This window comes from Lacibacter sp. (assembly GCF_035299325.1).
Lineage (GTDB): Bacteria > Bacteroidota > Bacteroidia > Chitinophagales > Chitinophagaceae > Lacibacter.
In genome coordinates this window covers 71,471-86,383 of record NZ_DATGWT010000040.1, presented here as the reverse complement: position 1 = coordinate 86,383, position 14,913 = coordinate 71,471, and the positions used below count along the sequence as shown (strand labels likewise).

Annotated in this window: 13 protein-coding genes; 5 read left to right on the top strand and 8 right to left on the bottom strand. The window is 40.4% G+C overall.

Features of this window, described 5'->3' with window-relative positions:
* Window positions 1-150: 150 nt before the first annotated feature.
* A complete protein-coding gene (locus VK159_RS21005; RefSeq protein ID WP_324232139.1) occupies window positions 151-1,545 on the top strand; it encodes a tetratricopeptide repeat protein in 1,395 nt (464 codons plus the stop codon).
* Window positions 1,546-1,733: 188 nt separating this feature from the next.
* Here the strand turns inward: VK159_RS21005 and VK159_RS21000 are convergent, their stop codons facing one another.
* The gene (locus VK159_RS21000; protein WP_324232138.1) at window positions 1,734-2,555 is read right to left on the bottom strand and encodes a universal stress protein; all 822 of its coding nucleotides are present in this window, start codon (window positions 2,553-2,555) and stop codon (window positions 1,734-1,736) included.
* 157 nt (window positions 2,556-2,712) lie between these two features.
* On the opposite strand from VK159_RS21000, the gene VK159_RS20995 reads away from it, so the two are divergent.
* Complete coding sequence (locus VK159_RS20995) at window positions 2,713-3,186, top strand: hypothetical protein (protein WP_324232137.1); 474 nt, start codon at window positions 2,713-2,715, stop codon at window positions 3,184-3,186.
* Window positions 3,187-3,262: 76 nt separating this feature from the next.
* Here VK159_RS20995 and hisB read toward each other — a convergent pair whose 3' ends face one another.
* From hisB to hisG, 5 genes are all read right to left on the bottom strand, one after another.
* Window positions 3,263-4,405, bottom strand: a complete 1,143-nt coding sequence (gene hisB / locus VK159_RS20990; RefSeq protein ID WP_324232136.1) for a bifunctional histidinol-phosphatase/imidazoleglycerol-phosphate dehydratase HisB — start codon at window positions 4,403-4,405, stop codon at window positions 3,263-3,265.
* A 5-nt stretch (window positions 4,406-4,410) separates the two neighbouring features.
* Window positions 4,411-4,818 carry a cytochrome c gene (locus VK159_RS20985; protein ID WP_324232135.1) on the bottom strand — a complete coding sequence of 136 codons (408 nt, stop codon included), beginning with the start codon at window positions 4,816-4,818 and terminating at the stop codon, window positions 4,411-4,413.
* A 30-nt stretch (window positions 4,819-4,848) separates the two neighbouring features.
* Window positions 4,849-5,901 (bottom strand): histidinol-phosphate transaminase, encoded by a 1,053-nt coding sequence (hisC, locus tag VK159_RS20980; protein ID WP_324232134.1) that lies wholly within the window; start codon window positions 5,899-5,901, stop codon window positions 4,849-4,851.
* Between the two features lie 67 nt (window positions 5,902-5,968).
* Window positions 5,969-7,243, bottom strand: a complete 1,275-nt coding sequence (gene hisD / locus VK159_RS20975) for a histidinol dehydrogenase (protein WP_324232133.1) — start codon at window positions 7,241-7,243, stop codon at window positions 5,969-5,971.
* A 49-nt stretch (window positions 7,244-7,292) separates the two neighbouring features.
* A complete protein-coding gene (gene hisG / locus VK159_RS20970; protein ID WP_324232132.1) occupies window positions 7,293-8,210 on the bottom strand; it encodes an ATP phosphoribosyltransferase in 918 nt (305 codons plus the stop codon).
* Window positions 8,211-8,599: 389 nt separating this feature from the next.
* On the opposite strand from hisG, the gene VK159_RS20965 reads away from it, so the two are divergent.
* The 3 genes from VK159_RS20965 (at window position 8,600) to VK159_RS20955 (ending at window position 13,968) form a co-directional block, all read left to right on the top strand.
* Window positions 8,600-11,008, top strand: coding sequence for an alpha/beta hydrolase family protein (locus tag VK159_RS20965; protein ID WP_324232131.1), 2,409 nt, complete (start codon window positions 8,600-8,602; stop codon window positions 11,006-11,008).
* 194 nt (window positions 11,009-11,202) lie between these two features.
* A complete protein-coding gene (locus tag VK159_RS20960) occupies window positions 11,203-11,670 on the top strand; it encodes a hypothetical protein (protein WP_324232130.1) in 468 nt (155 codons plus the stop codon).
* A gap of 150 nt (window positions 11,671-11,820) precedes the next feature.
* Entirely contained in the window at window positions 11,821-13,968 is a 2,148-nt protein-coding gene (locus VK159_RS20955; RefSeq protein WP_324232129.1) for a glycoside hydrolase family 97 protein, read from the top strand.
* Between the two features lie 75 nt (window positions 13,969-14,043).
* Here VK159_RS20955 and VK159_RS20950 read toward each other — a convergent pair whose 3' ends face one another.
* Window positions 14,044-14,253, bottom strand: a complete 210-nt coding sequence (locus tag VK159_RS20950; protein WP_324232128.1) for a YwbE family protein — start codon at window positions 14,251-14,253, stop codon at window positions 14,044-14,046.
* Window positions 14,254-14,289: 36 nt separating this feature from the next.
* Window positions 14,290-14,628, bottom strand: a complete 339-nt coding sequence (locus tag VK159_RS20945) for a cupin domain-containing protein (RefSeq protein ID WP_324232127.1) — start codon at window positions 14,626-14,628, stop codon at window positions 14,290-14,292.
* Between the last annotated feature and the right edge of the window lie 285 nt (window positions 14,629-14,913).

Genomic DNA, 14,913 nt, shown 5'->3' with positions numbered 1-14,913 from the left:
TTGTTTAAAGTAACAGGTAGCGTATAGTTTTTAGTATTAACAACTTAGTAAGTACAGGAAAAATCAGTTGTCGACTTGCGCCTGCCAGAAGGAATGTTTACATTTAAACAGTTGTCAGGTGGGCATATTTATTCATGAAATCGTTCTTAGATGAAGAAGATAATTACGGTTGCAGTTCAAGTAGCGATAACATCAATTTTAGCGGCGCAATCAATTACCCCAAAAACAAATTTCAGCCACGTAAACCGGGAAATAATTGAATTGTTTGATAGTTTCCCGTTGGTTGCCATTGGCGAAGGCATGCACAACAGCGCCTTAACAGCTGAGTGGTTATATTCGCTTGTTAATGAAAAAAACTTTGCAGCCAACGTACGAAATATTGTGGTTGAATTTGGCACATCAGCGCACCAGGATATAATGGATGATTTTACAAGTGGAAAAGACGTTCCTGATTCATTACTGCAAAAATGCTGGCGCAATACAACACAGTTGTTTGTATGGGATAATCCCATTTACGAACAGTTTTTTCGTGAAATAAGAAAGCTGAATCAATCATTACCCATTCATCAAAAGGTTCGTGTGTTATTAGGCGACCCACCATTTGAACAAGGTGAGGAAAAAAGGGATTCAAATGCATATGCAATTATAGAAAACGAAGTGTTGAAAAAACAACAGACCGCTTTACTTATTTATGGTGATCTGCACTTTGTGCGCAGGGATGTATGGTTTAACTATGCAGGCGCCACAGAACTTTCAGTAAAAGACCGCAACCTTGTTCAACTGTTGGATACAAAGTATCCCGGCAAGGTTTACAGTATATGGGGAAGTGTAAATACAAATGATGCCATTACAAAAAAGATCATAGAGCAAGAAAAGATTACTATACCAAGCCTCCTGACTTTAACAAAAAGCAAAATCGGGAATATTGATTTTACCGCCTTCTATCCCTGGGCCAATGATCGTGAAGATGCAAAAGGAAACCCGGTTGATACTTCGAAGTTCATTGAAAAGCCCATCAGAGAAATTGTGGATGCCGTTATTTTTCGTGGCACATGGGAAGACCAGATTGAACGTATTGCTCCAAGGCCTGAGGAAATTTATGCTGATACTGTTTATGTGAACGAACTAATACGCAGAGCAACTGAAACAGGGCAAATGATGCGGGTGCAGCGGTTTCAATTTTTCAAATTAAGGTGGTCGCCGATGTATAAACCACTAATGGATCAACTTGAAACAATGGACAGTGCAACAATTGATAAATTGTTTGCTGTAGTGAAGAGCAGATATGCAGATTTCCGCTGGATGCAGGTTTTAAATATTCTTGGGTACACGTTATTAGACAAAAAAGAATTAAATAAGGCTATTGCAACCTTTCAGTTAGCTACACGCCAGTTCCCCATGTCTTCCAACACCTATAATAGCTTGGGCGATGCATATCTTGCAGCAGGTAACAACGATAAAGCGATAGCCAGTTTCAGGAAAGCACTTGAATTGGATCCGTCAAACCAATCGAGTAAACGAAAATTAAGTTTGCTGGAAAAGTAGAGAACGATCCTTTTTGCTAAGCAGAAGCAGCGTAGTGAGCAGTTGTAAATAACTATACTTCAAGGAACGTTGCTTTCGTTCTACTGTAACAAACCAAACCATATTGTAAAAACGGGTCTGGCCAACATAGCCAGACCCGCCAGATTTACCTTTGCCTTTGTTTATTCCATATATCGCTGTTTAAGAATTTACTCATGCATCACCATCACAGGAACATCACTGTGAAAGATCAGTTCTTTTGTATGACTTCCTGAGAATATTCTTTCAATCAGGTTATGTTTTTGCGGTATCACCAATAGCAATTCAATACTGAATTTATTGGCATACTCATTCAATCCTTCTACCATATCCTGTTTGTCAATAAAGTGGTATTGTGGATGATATTGCTGGAACATGGTTTCAACCAATCCACTTTGGAAAGGGGTATCATTTGTCCATTGCCTGTTTTTAAAGTCAACATTCAGAACATGCAACCTTGCACCTGTTGATTTGATGAGTTCGCTAACTATATGATCAGGTATGGTTTTTATCACATCTCTGAAATCGGTTGTTAAACCAATGTCGTTGATGCGTGTAAACACAGCATTTTCGGGAACGATTAAGACAGGTACTTTGCAATTTTTTGCTACGGCCAATGTATTGCTGCCAATATATTTCTCTTTCAGTTTGCCTGCACCGGTAATACCCATTACAATAAAAGATACCTTCATCGCATCGGTGAGTGATGCAAGTACATCAACCAGATCGCCATCAAACATCATATGCTCCACTTTGATCAATGGTTGTAATTCTGCAAGTTGGTTGGCTACTAATTCCAGTTCTTTTTTCTTGATCTCCCGCATTCCTTCAGGTGATAATTCAATGCCCTGGTATAGTGGAAAAAACAAGGGCTGCTGGTATGCATGAATAAGCATGAGCTTGCCGCCTACCTGTTTGGCATATTGCAGGGCATACGAAGCTGCGTTCAGTGATGTAGAGGAGAAATCGATGGGAACAAGAATCGTTTTCATATACCTGAATTTTATAGAATAAAAGTATTTTTTACTTTCAGTTCCTGCCATGACAGTTGTCAGTACCTGTTGAACTATGTATCATGCTGTTTGCTGATTGTTGTTGCAGGATTATGTAATTTCCGTAACCAATGCATCTCACTGAAAACTAAAACTTATGCGACAAATTAATTTCATTTGTGTGTTCTTTTCTTTGCTATTCCTAACGGCCTGTTCAGGCTCAAAGAAGACAGCTCAATCCACTTCATCAACCAGTGCAGCGACAGGTAAGAAAATGGATTATCCAATGCTGGACCAGGGCACATTTGCACTTACAGCTGTTACAACCGATAAAACGTATGGGTATGATCAAAGCAACCCGATAAAAGTGGGTGGTACAACTGAAAGCAGCGGCCCGTTGAACGAACGACGTTTTTTTAATGCATTACTTGGACCCAACGGCGAAACAGTTACGTATGTACGTAAGGGAAGTTGCTGCGCATTTAAATCGCCCAACGGTTTTAATGGTGTGGGGCTTCTTGATCGTTACGAAGTTACCTATGATGGACTGGAAACACCGGTGATCCTGTTTATTAATATGTATGATTACGGCGAGTTAAAAGCTCCGGTTGGCTTTACTTACAGGAAGTAATATGAAAGCATGTTGTAATAGCTTCTCCTGTTATTCGAAGACGAATAGCAGGAGAAGCATATTATTGAAAGATCAATTACAATACTCCTTTGGTTGATGGCAAATAGTTACTCAGCGGATCACGCTTCACAGCCATACGGATGGCTTTTGCAAATGCTTTGAAGATGGCTTCAATTTTATGATGTTCATTATCGCCATGGCATTCGATATTGAGATTGCATTTTGCAGCGTCGCTGAACGATTTGAAGAAGTGGAAGAACATTTCAGTTGGCATTTCACCGATCTTCTCCCGTTTGAATGTGGCGTTCCAAACGATCCAATTACGACCACCAAAATCAATCAGCACTTTTGCATCGGCTTCATCCATAGGTAATGCAAAACCATAACGCTCCATGCCACGCTTATCAGCAAGAGCTTTCCCAAATGCTTCTCCTAATGCAATGCCGGTATCTTCAATAGTATGGTGTTCATCAATATGCAGATCACCGTTGGTTCTGATGTTGAGATCCATTTTACCGTGTCTTGCAATCTGATCAAGCATGTGATCAAAGAAACCAAGCCCTGTGTGGATGTTTGCTTTGCCGCTGCCATCAACGTTTAATTCAACACTGATCTTTGTTTCATTGGTATTACGTTCATGCGTAACTGTACGCAATCCGAGTTTCAGAAATTCATAAATCTCTTTCCAGTTGGGTGTTTCTAAAGCAATTGTTGATTGACGCAGTTCTGTTACTTTGTCCTGTATTTCAGCAGCACCAAGATTAGCATCAATATTCATCCAAATGGCTTTGCACCCAAGATTCTTTGCTAACTGTACATCGGTAATACGATCACCAATGACGAATGAATTGGCAAGATCATAATCGGGGTTGTTGAGGTATTTGGTAAACATACCTGTGCCCGGCTTACGTGTAGGCGCATTCTCATGGGGGAATGTTCTGTCGATTAATACATCACTAAACACGATACCTTCATTCGCTAAACTCTTTACCACAAAATTGTGTACCGGCCAGAAAGTATCTTCGGGAAAACTGTCCGTACCCATGCCATCCTGGTTGGTGGGCATCACCAATTCATAATCAAGTTCAGCAGCGATTTTGCGCAGGTAAAAGAATACGTCAGGATAAAATGTAAGCTTATCAAACGAATCGAGTTGATAAGTAGGAGGGGCTTCATTAATAAGTGTGCCGTCTCTGTCGATAAATAAAACTCGCTTCATTTTTATTATTTGATTTTAGCTCTTGCTGCTTTTACTTCTGCAGTTGTAACGAGGCTTGCTTTGTTGCCAAAGCTATTGCGTACATAAGTTAATACGTCTGCTATTTCCTGGTCTTTCAGGTGTGGTTGCGAAGGCATGGGGTTCAAATAGGTTACGCCGTCGATCACCAATTCTTCATCGAGACCTGCCAATATAATATTGATGAGTTGTGTTTTATTGCCCAACACCTGCTTCGTCTTTATAAGAGGAGGGTTCATCCCCTGCATTCCTTTTCCATCGGGTTGATGGCAGGAAAGGCAATATGTTTCATAAACTTTCTTGCCACGTTGCACCGATGCTTTCAGATCGGGTTGTTGCGTAGCGAACGCAAACGTAGAAACGGCGATGAATAATACAATTGAAATTTTCTTCATGAATAATTTATTTCGGCTTTAAAGTTAATGTTAAACGATAAACTTCTGCAAAGCATTCAGTAATTCATCATTCTCCTTTGCAGTTCCTACAGTGATGCGTAGTGATCCTTCACACAACAAAACTTTACTGCGGTCACGCACAACAATCTGGTTTGCGAGTAAGTATTCATAAATGCCTCTTGCATCAACTACTTTCACTAACAGAAAGTTCGCATCACTTGGATATACTTTTTCAACAACAGCAAGCTTTGGCAATTCTGTTTCCAAACGTTTACGTTCTTTCACCAGCTCTTTGATCATTTCATTCACATCTTCCACGTTATCCAATGCTTTCACAACTAATTCCTGCACAGCTTCGCTGATATTATAAGGTGGCTTGATCTTATTGTAAACGTTGATTATCTCTTCACTTGCAAATGCCATACCTAAACGTAAACCAGCCAATCCCCATGCTTTGCTGAGTGTTTGCATTACCACGAGGTTCGGGTAATCGGCGAGCAATGTGACCAATGAACGTTGACGGGAGAAGTTGATATATGCTTCATCCACCACCACGATGCCGTCAAAATTATTCAGCACCATTTCAATATCTGCCAGGTTGATGCTGTTACCCGTTGGGTTGTTGGGCGAACAGATCCAGATGAGTTTGGTACGCTCATCCACCAATGTTTCCATGTGTGCAAGGTTCAACTGGAAATCATCGAGCAATGGTGCTTTGCGTAGCTCAATATCGTTGATGTTGGCACTTACTTCATACATTCCATAAGTTGGCGGACAAATGATCACATTGTCTACACCGGGATTGCAGAATGCACGGTATAAAAGATCAATACATTCGTCACTGCCGTTTCCAATGAAAATCTGTTTGGGTGAAACTCCTTTAATTGCTGATAATTTTTCTTTGATCTTCTGTTGCTGCGGATCAGGGTAACGGTTGTACCATTTCAGCAACGGAGATCCGATGCTGTTTTCATTTGCATCCAAATACACTTTTGCTTCGCCGTGAAATTCATCACGTGCAGATGAGTAGGGAACAAGGGCTTTAATATTTTCTCTGAGTAAACTGTTTAAATCGAATGACATGTTATGGTGAATTGTGAATGGTCAATGTTTAGTGCTTTTGTATTCACTATGAACTATCGGCTATCAACTATTGGCTTCTCTTTCTCACTGCTTCCGCATGCGCCTCTAACCCTTCTGCCTCCGCCATCAATTCAACGGCTTTGCCAATTTGCTGTAAACCTTCTTTGCTTAATTTTTGATAAGTGATCTTCTTCACGAAACTATCTACACTTACACCACTGTATGCTTTTGCATAACCGTTGGTAGGTAAAGTGTGATTTGTGCCACTGGCATAATCGCCCACGCTTTCGGGTGAATAGTTACCAAGAAAGATCGAACCTGCATTGATGATCTGTTCAGCAATTGCTTCATCGTCTTTACAACTGATGATGAGATGTTCTGCAGCATATTCATTCACCAACTCGATCATTTCTGTTGTGCTGTGCAACAAAATTGCTTTGCTGTTCTCCAATGCTTTTGCTGCAAATTCTTTACGTGGTAATTGTTCCAATTGCTTTGCTGTCTCGATCAATACTTCGTTGATCATTGCTTCCGAAGTGCTCACCAGCAACACCTGCGAATCAACACCATGTTCTGCCTGTGATAAAAGATCAGCAGCAACAAAAGACGCATTCGCAGTATCATCAGCCATTACACATACTTCACTTGGTCCGGCAGGCATATCAATGGCAACACCATCTTTTTGTACCAACTGTTTGGCGCATGTTACATATTGATTACCCGGGCCAAAAATTTTATACACCTGTGGAACAGATTCTGTGCCATAAGCCATTGCAGCAATGGCCTGTGCACCACCGGTCTTGAATATTTTTGTAATGCCGACCAGTTTGGCTGTGTATAAAATGGCTGCATTGATCTTCCCATCTTTACCGGGAGGTGTACACAAAATAATTTCTTTGCATCCTGCAATTTTTGCCGGAATACTCAACATTAAAATGGTCGAGAACAATGGAGCAGTACCACCGGGAATATACAACCCAACTTTTTCAATGGCTACTGATTTGCGCCAGCAAACAACACCGGGCATGGTTTCCACTTTCTCAACAGCGCTTACCTGTTTTGCATGAAAGGTTTCAATATTCTTTTTTGCAAGAGCAATAGCGTCTTTCAATTCGCTGCTGATTGTTGCAGCAGCGGCATCGATCTCTTCTTTTGAAACCAACAACTCAGCAACAGAAACTTTATCATAAATGGTAGCGAAACGTTTCAACGCTTCATCACCACTTGCTTTCACCTGGTGCAAAATATTTGTAACGCTTGCTTCCAGCGATGATGAATCAATTGCCGGGCGTTTGAGCAACCTGCTCCACTCACTTTTCTTTGGATGTTTTATGATCTGCATTCTCTTTTTTCATTTTCAAATTTCACAATCATCAAATTTTCAAATTGCCTCACATCACCATCTTCTCAATTGGTACCACCAATATACCTTCGGCACCGGCTGCTTTCAACTGTTCAATTTTTTCCCAGAACTCATCTTCACTCAATACACTGTGTACGCTGCTCCAGCCACCTTCCGCCAATGGTAATACCGTTGGGCTGCGCATGCCGGGAAGCAGTGCAATGATCTCACTCAACTTTTCGTTGGGTGCATTCATCAACACATATTTGTTACGCTTTGCTTTCTTTACTGCTTTAATGCGGAACAATAATTTATCTAACAGTATTTCCTGTTCTTTATTCAGTTTGTTGTTTTTGATCAACACTGATTGCGATTGTAAAATCGTTTCTACTTCTTTCAATCCATTCATGAAAAGGGTAGAACCGCTGCTCACCAGATCAACTACCACGTCAGCCAAGCCAATTCCCGGTGCAATTTCAACACTGCCACTGATCTCGTGTACTTCACCACTGATGTTGTTCTTTTTTAAAAAATCATTCACTAGAAACGGATAGCTGGTAGCAATACGTTTGCCATCGAGACTTTGTACACCCTGATAGGTTTCGCTGCGTGGTATTGCCAAACTCAAGCGGCATTTACCAAAGCCAAGCTTTTCAACGATCTCCGCTTTTTTGTTTTTTTCAAACAATACATTTTCACCCACAATACCAATATCAGCAACACCATCTTCAACGTATTGCGGTATATCATCATCACGCAAAAAGAATACCTCCATCGGGAACGTATCACTTTCTGTTTTCAAACGGTCTTTTACATTGCGTAGTTCAATACCGCATTCGTTCAAGAGTTTTACTGAATCATCGTACAATCGTCCACTCTTCTGAATTGCAATCCTGAGTTTCGATGGTTTTTCTGCATTACCTCCGCTTATTTCGCTGAGCGGGGTGTATTTTTTTTCCTGCATCATATTTACTTTAGTTCGTTTATTTCAGTTCAGGCAATAAAAAAAGGCCTACTTCCGTAAGCCTTCCACTATTGTTATACACAACGCATCATCTGGCTTACCTGTTTGGGCAAGTATGGTGATGATGTGTATGTGCGTTTAAAATCATGGCGCAAAAATAAGGGCAGAAACTGAAATCACAAATATTTTATTGAAGTGTTTCTGTTTACGAGTGTTAGCAAGAAAGCTACATGAAGTTCAACAGAACACTTTACATCAGAAACAATTTGTTGAACGGTTGTTTAGAATGACAGGCTATCTGTACATTCGGAATCCTGAACAAACAGTCATTTGTACGATGTTTCTACCCGAACAGATGACTGTTACACGTAAATCACTAAATACTTGTACGCATGAGAAAATTATCCCTTTTGTTCGCATTTTTCATTTCGCTCAACCTGTTTGCACAGGATGCGGTCAATTATCAACTTCCTCCAAAAGACATTATGGATCTGGCTTTGGCAAAACCAACACCCACTGTGAGTGTGGATAGCAAAGGCCAATGGATGTTATTGATCGAACGAAATATGTACCCATTGGTTGATGAGCTGGGGCAGCCTGAAGTAAGAGTTGCCGGCTTACGTATCAACCCGGCTAATTTTTCACAAAGCCGTCAGAATTACATCAACAACTTTACACTGAAGAATATTGCCTCAGGTAAAGAGTACAAAATTGCAGGTTTGCCTGCCAACCTGTTGGCAAACTCAGTATCGTGGAGTCCTAACGAAAAGAAGTTTGCGTTTACCAACAGCACCGGTTCAATCGTTGATCTTTATGTAGTAGATATTGCAACGCAAAAAGCAACCAAAGTAAACAAGACGGCATTGAATGTTGTGTTAGGTGCTGCATTCAGTTGGTTAGATGATAATACTCTGTTGTATAAAACAACAATAAAATCGCCGGCTGCAATGCCGAAGCGTCCTATTACACCAAAAGGCCCAACCGTGCAGGAAAGTTATGGCAGCGCTTCGCCACGCCCTACTTTCCAGGATATGATCAAATCGCCTTATGATGAGCAGTTGTTTGAATTCTTTGCTACATCACAATTGGTGAAGAATGTAAACGGCGTGGAAACAAAGATCAATCAACCTGCGATCTATAGTTTTATCAGTGCTTCTCCCGATAAAAAATATTTATTGGTTCGCACCATTAACAAACCATTCTCTTATGTCGTTCCTGCAAATGGATTTAATACAACTGTAACTATTCATGATGCATCTGGTAAGTTGATTAAAGAACTGGCAAAGATCCCTTCATCTGAAACAGCGCCGGGTGGTAATGATAACGTGGCTGATGTTCCCCGCAATATTGAGTGGCGTGATGATGAAGCAGCTACAATTGTTTGGTGCAAAGCATTGGATGGTGGTTTAATTAAAAACACGGCAGAGTTTCGTGATGCTGTGTATGCATTAGCAGCTCCATTTACTGCACAGCCAAAAGAATTGTTTAAAACAAAAATGCGTTACGGTGGTGTTACATGGGGCAACAACACATTTGCTATTGTACAGGAAATGCTTCGCAGCAAAGTGATCGGTCGCATGAGTCGTTGGAATCCTTCAACAGGTGAAATGGAATTACTGATGGAACGCAGTATGACGGATCTCTACAATAATCCCGGTTCACCTGTAACAGAAAAAAACAGTTATGGCCGTGATGTGGTGATACCGAAAGATGGTAAACTGTTGATGAATAATACAACAGGTGCATCGCCAAAAGGTGATCTTCCTTTTCTTGCTTATTTCGATCTGGCAACAAAGAAAAATGAAATTATCTGGCGTTGTAAAGATGACGAATATGAGGTAGTGATGGATGTTGTTGACCGTAACAGTTTAACCGTTATCACACGCAGGGAAACGCAAAGTGAAGTGCCGAATTACCATCTCAAAACAATGAAGGGTGTGGTGGCTGAAAGTGGAAAAAAGCTTACCGATTTCAAAAATCCTTATCCGCAATTAGATGGCATTACAAAACAGAAAATTTCATACAAGCGTGCCGATGGTGTTGACCTTACCGGTAATCTTTATTTACCCAAAGGTTATGATGTAAAAAAAGATGGACCATTACCGGTATTGATGTGGGCTTATCCACGTGAGTTTACCAATGCTCGTGATGCAGCACAAGTGCGTGGTTCTGCAAATATGTTTACACGTATCAGTTGGGGTTCACCTATATTCTGGGTAACGCAGGGTTATGCTGTATTAGACGCTGCAGAGATGCCGATCGTAAGTACAAACCCTGATAAAAAACCAAATGATGACTTTATTGATCAGTTGAAATTAAATGCAAGAGCAGCTATTGATAAATTAGCAGCAATGGGTGTGGGTGATAGTACACGTGTTGGTGTTGGTGGTCATAGCTATGGTGCGTTTATGACAGCGCATTTATTGTCGCACACCAATTGGTTCAAAGGCGGTATTGCACGCAGCGGCGCTTATAACCGTACACTTACACCATTCAGCTTCCAGAACGAAGACCGTACGTATTGGCAGGCTCCGCAATTGTATTTTGATATGAGTCCGTTCAGCTATGCACACAAGATCAAAACACCGATCTTATTGGTACATGGCGATACAGATGATAATACCGGTACATATCCTATTCAAAGTGAGCGTATGTTCCAGGCATTGAAAGGTAATGGTGGTAATGTGCGTTATGTAAGTTTACCTTACGAGGCACATGGTTATCGTGGTAAAGAAAATATTCTTCATCTCTTGTGGGAAGAGCATATGTGGTTAGAGAAATATGTGAAGGGGAAGAAATAGTCGATAGTTGATAGTTTTTTATTGGTCGGGCATGAACGAAAGTTTGTGCCCGATTTTTTTGATGTAATGGATTTTTTATAGCAGTATTTGCAGAAAAGCGAAATACAAGTCAATGATTATTTAAATGAGAACGTACGTATATTTAGGCGTTATCTGGACCTAATGTCCGTTCAACAAAATTTCGATTTCAAAAAATGTATTCAAACTCAGTTTACTATTTTTCAAAATGGACATTTTTGTTTACAAGCGTTTTCATGGGGTCGCTTTCGGCTGCATTAATTTACTTTTCTCTTTTGTTTTATCCAGAAGGATGGCAATATTTACTGTTACTTGCAATCCCATTCCTCCTTTTTATTTCGATTCTTCCGGAATACCTGAAAACATTTTACTATTTAATTTCAAACCGTCCATCTTTAATATTAACCAAAGAAGATTTGGTCGACAAATTCAATGATAAACAATACAAATGGACAGAAATTAGCAGAATCGATTTGAGGCATAATGAAGGAAGAGCACCTGGAGGGTATATTGCCCTATACTTGAATAATTCCGAAGATGTTATTAGGATTCAAGACATAAAATTGAAAGGAAAGAAATTTGAAATTTTAGATGACTTGATTCATTTTCATGATCGGTACGGAAAAAGGGGGATCAATAGATAAAACTTATATTTTTTTCTGATCACCGCAAACGTTTTCAATGATGAGAATCAGTTGAGCAAAGAAAAAAACTTCATTTCGATCAGTTGTTCGTGAGGACATTTACTGTTTCAAACATTTACCTTTACGCCTGACTCTTAACAACTATTGATTATGAAACAAACAATTTGCTGCATTTCAGCATTCCTGTTACTGTGCGTCTTTACGTTTGCACAGGAACTTCGCTCTCCAAACAGTCAGTTACAATTACAATTTTCGTTGGACAAAGCCGGTACACCGGAGTATCAACTTTCGTACAAAGGCAAAGCGGTGATCCTGCCAAGTAAGCTTGGACTGGAATTAAAAAACGATAAGAAATCATTGCTCAATGATTTTACCATTACAACAACGCAAACAAATGCTGTTGACGAAACATGGCAACCTGTTTGGGGTGAAGTAAGTACTATCCGAAACAATTACAACGAATTGGCTGTATCGTTGCAACAAAAAGAAACCAACCGTCAACTCGTTATCCGTTTCCGTTTGTTCAATGATGGGTTGGGTTTCCGTTATGAATTTCCGGCACAGAAAAATTTTAATTACTTCGTGATTAAAGAAGAGCATAGTCAATTCGCTATGGCAGGTAATCATACAGCCTGGTGGATCGCCGGTGATTATGATACACAGGAATACGATTATACCCGTTCACGTTTATCGGAGATACGTGGCTTAATGAAAGGTTCTATTTCGAGCAATGCATCGCAAACACCTTTTTCGCCAACAGGTGTGCAAACAGCTTTGATGATGAAGAGTGATGATGGTTTGTACATCAACCTGCATGAAGCAGCACTCATTAACTATTCATGCATGCATCTGAATCTTGATGATAAGACTAATGTGTTTGAAAGCTGGCTTACACCAGATGCAGTTGGCGATAAAGGTTATATGCAAACGCCCTCAACATCACCTTGGCGCACGGTGATTGTAAGTGATGATGCAAGGGATGTTGTTTCTTCGAAGATGATCTATAATCTTAATGAACCGAGTAAGATCAAAGAAACCTCATGGATCAAGCCCGTGAAGTATGTAGGCGTTTGGTGGGAAATGATCACTGGCAAAAGCGCATGGTCTTATACCGATGATTTTCCTGCGGTGCAGTTAGGCGTATCTGATTTCGCAAAAGCAAAACCACATGGCAGGCATGGAGCAACAACAGCGCATGTGAAACATTATATTGACTTTGCTGCTGAACATGGTTTTGATGCGGTATTGGTTGAAGGCTGGAATGTTGGTTGGGAAGATTGGTTTGGTCAGTCAAAAGATTATGTGTTTGATTTTGTAACAGCTTACCCTGATTTTGATGTAGTTGGTATCCGTGAATATGCAAAGTCAAAAGGTGTGAAAATGATCATGCATCATGAAACCTCATCATCAGTTCGCAATTACGAGCGACACATGGATACGGCTTACAAATTCATGAAAGCAAACGGGTATGATGCAGTGAAGAGTGGGTATGTAGGAAATATTTTACCCAGAGGGGAGCATCATTACAGTCAGTGGATCATTAATCATTATCAATACGCAATCGAAAAAGCAGCCGAGTATCAAATTATGGTGAATGCACATGAGGCCATACGACCTACCGGTATTGCACGCACATGGCCCAACTTAATTGGTAATGAATCTGCACGTGGTACAGAGTTCCAGGCATTTGGTGGTTCCAAACCAAACCATGTTGCCGTATTGCCCTTCACACGTTTAATGGGCGGACCAATGGATTACACACCGGGTGTATTTGAAATGGATATCAGCAAACTCAATCCGGATAACAATTCGCATGTTAACAGTACGCTTACGAATCAACTGGCGTTGTACGTAACCATGTACAGTCCGTTACAAATGGCTGCTGATCTGCCGGAGAACTATATGCGCTTTCCTGATGCATTCCAATTTATCAAAGATGTGGCTGTTGATTGGGATGATAGTAAGTACCTCGAAGCAGAGCCGGGTGCTTACTTAACTGTTGCACGCAAAGCAAAGAAAACAGGTAAATGGTTTTTAGGTAGTGTTGGAGGAGAGGAAGCCCGCACATCGAATATTGCATTTGACTTTTTGGAAAACGGCAAACAATACATAGCTACTGTTTATGCCGATGCGCCCGATGCACATTACAAAACAAATCCACAGGCTTACAGCATTAGGAAGATTGTTGCTACTAACAAAACAAAACTAAAACAATGGGTTGCTGCAGGTGGCGGTTATGCCATCAGTTTTGAAGAAGCAACACCCGAAATGATCAAAGCATTGAAGAAGAAAAAATAGATTGTGGTTTAGAAGTATTGATTAGATCCGGCGTGAACATTTGTTTGCGCCGGATTTTTATTTGTTGTTTCTTTCTTACAATGAATCTTCTTCCCCTAAAATTTTTTGTACACGGCCAATCTGCCCATCCTCCAAACGAACTTTAATACCACGATGATGCCTGGGTGCACTTGTGAGCAGATCTTTTACTATGCCTTCTGTAAGATTGCCCGTGCGTTGATCTTTCTTTAATATGATCAACACTTGCATGCCCGGTTTTATATTTGCTCTGATCGTTCCTTCCATTTGTATAATAGTAATTGTCGTTTTGCAATCGTGTTGTTACTGTAAAAAATCTTCCCGCATGGGGCTAAACACATCAATGAGTACACCTTTCTTCAAACAAATAACAGCATGCTCTACATTTGATGGAATATGAAAGCCATCACCTTTCTTCAGCACTTTCTTATCACCAGCGATCTCTACTTCAAATACGCCACTTTCAATATGTGTTATTTGCACGTGCACATGTTTGTGTACAGCGCCAACAGCGCCTTGTTCAAACTCTACTTTAACCAGCATCAGTGACGGATCGTGTGCCATGATTTTCCGACGGATACCTTCGCCTGCTGTCTGCCATTCAATTTGTTTGTCTTCAATAAATCCGGGTTGTTGTTGCATGTTGTAAAAATATGAATCTCAGTAAAGGATATTTGATTTTTCCCATCAATATGTTTAGAAGCTGTTGCCTCTGTAAGCACGTTGTTGCCGGTCGAACATCCAATGAATATGTATCTCTGTTCTTATTTTAATAAAAGAAGGCTCAAATAAAAGCCTTAAACAATTGTTTTGTCGTCAATGTAATTTCATAAATTTAATGTTCATCAAAGAAAAGGAGGTATTCATGAAATCTACAGATCAATCATGGACGCCATCGGTTATTATCGGGTAACCGGGCTTCTCCAT

Coding starts and splice junctions, on each gene's coding strand:
- VK159_RS20995 (WP_324232137.1), top strand. CDS start 2,713: ATGCGACAAATTAATTTCATTTGTGTGTTCTTTTCTTTGCTATTCCTA.
- VK159_RS20985 (WP_324232135.1), bottom strand. CDS start 4,818: ATGAAGAAAATTTCAATTGTATTATTCATCGCCGTTTCTACGTTTGCG.
- VK159_RS20950 (WP_324232128.1), bottom strand. CDS start 14,253: ATGGAAGGAACGATCAGAGCAAATATAAAACCGGGCATGCAAGTGTTG.
- hisD (WP_324232133.1), bottom strand. CDS start 7,243: ATGCAGATCATAAAACATCCAAAGAAAAGTGAGTGGAGCAGGTTGCTC.
- hisC (WP_324232134.1), bottom strand. CDS start 5,901: ATGTCATTCGATTTAAACAGTTTACTCAGAGAAAATATTAAAGCCCTT.
- VK159_RS21005 (WP_324232139.1), top strand. CDS start 151: ATGAAGAAGATAATTACGGTTGCAGTTCAAGTAGCGATAACATCAATT.
- VK159_RS20955 (WP_324232129.1), top strand. CDS start 11,821: ATGAAACAAACAATTTGCTGCATTTCAGCATTCCTGTTACTGTGCGTC.
- hisB (WP_324232136.1), bottom strand. CDS start 4,405: ATGAAGCGAGTTTTATTTATCGACAGAGACGGCACACTTATTAATGAA.
- VK159_RS20965 (WP_324232131.1), top strand. CDS start 8,600: ATGAGAAAATTATCCCTTTTGTTCGCATTTTTCATTTCGCTCAACCTG.
- hisG (WP_324232132.1), bottom strand. CDS start 8,210: ATGATGCAGGAAAAAAAATACACCCCGCTCAGCGAAATAAGCGGAGGT.
- VK159_RS20945 (WP_324232127.1), bottom strand. CDS start 14,628: ATGCAACAACAACCCGGATTTATTGAAGACAAACAAATTGAATGGCAG.
- VK159_RS20960 (WP_324232130.1), top strand. CDS start 11,203: ATGTATTCAAACTCAGTTTACTATTTTTCAAAATGGACATTTTTGTTT.
- VK159_RS21000 (WP_324232138.1), bottom strand. CDS start 2,555: ATGAAAACGATTCTTGTTCCCATCGATTTCTCCTCTACATCACTGAAC.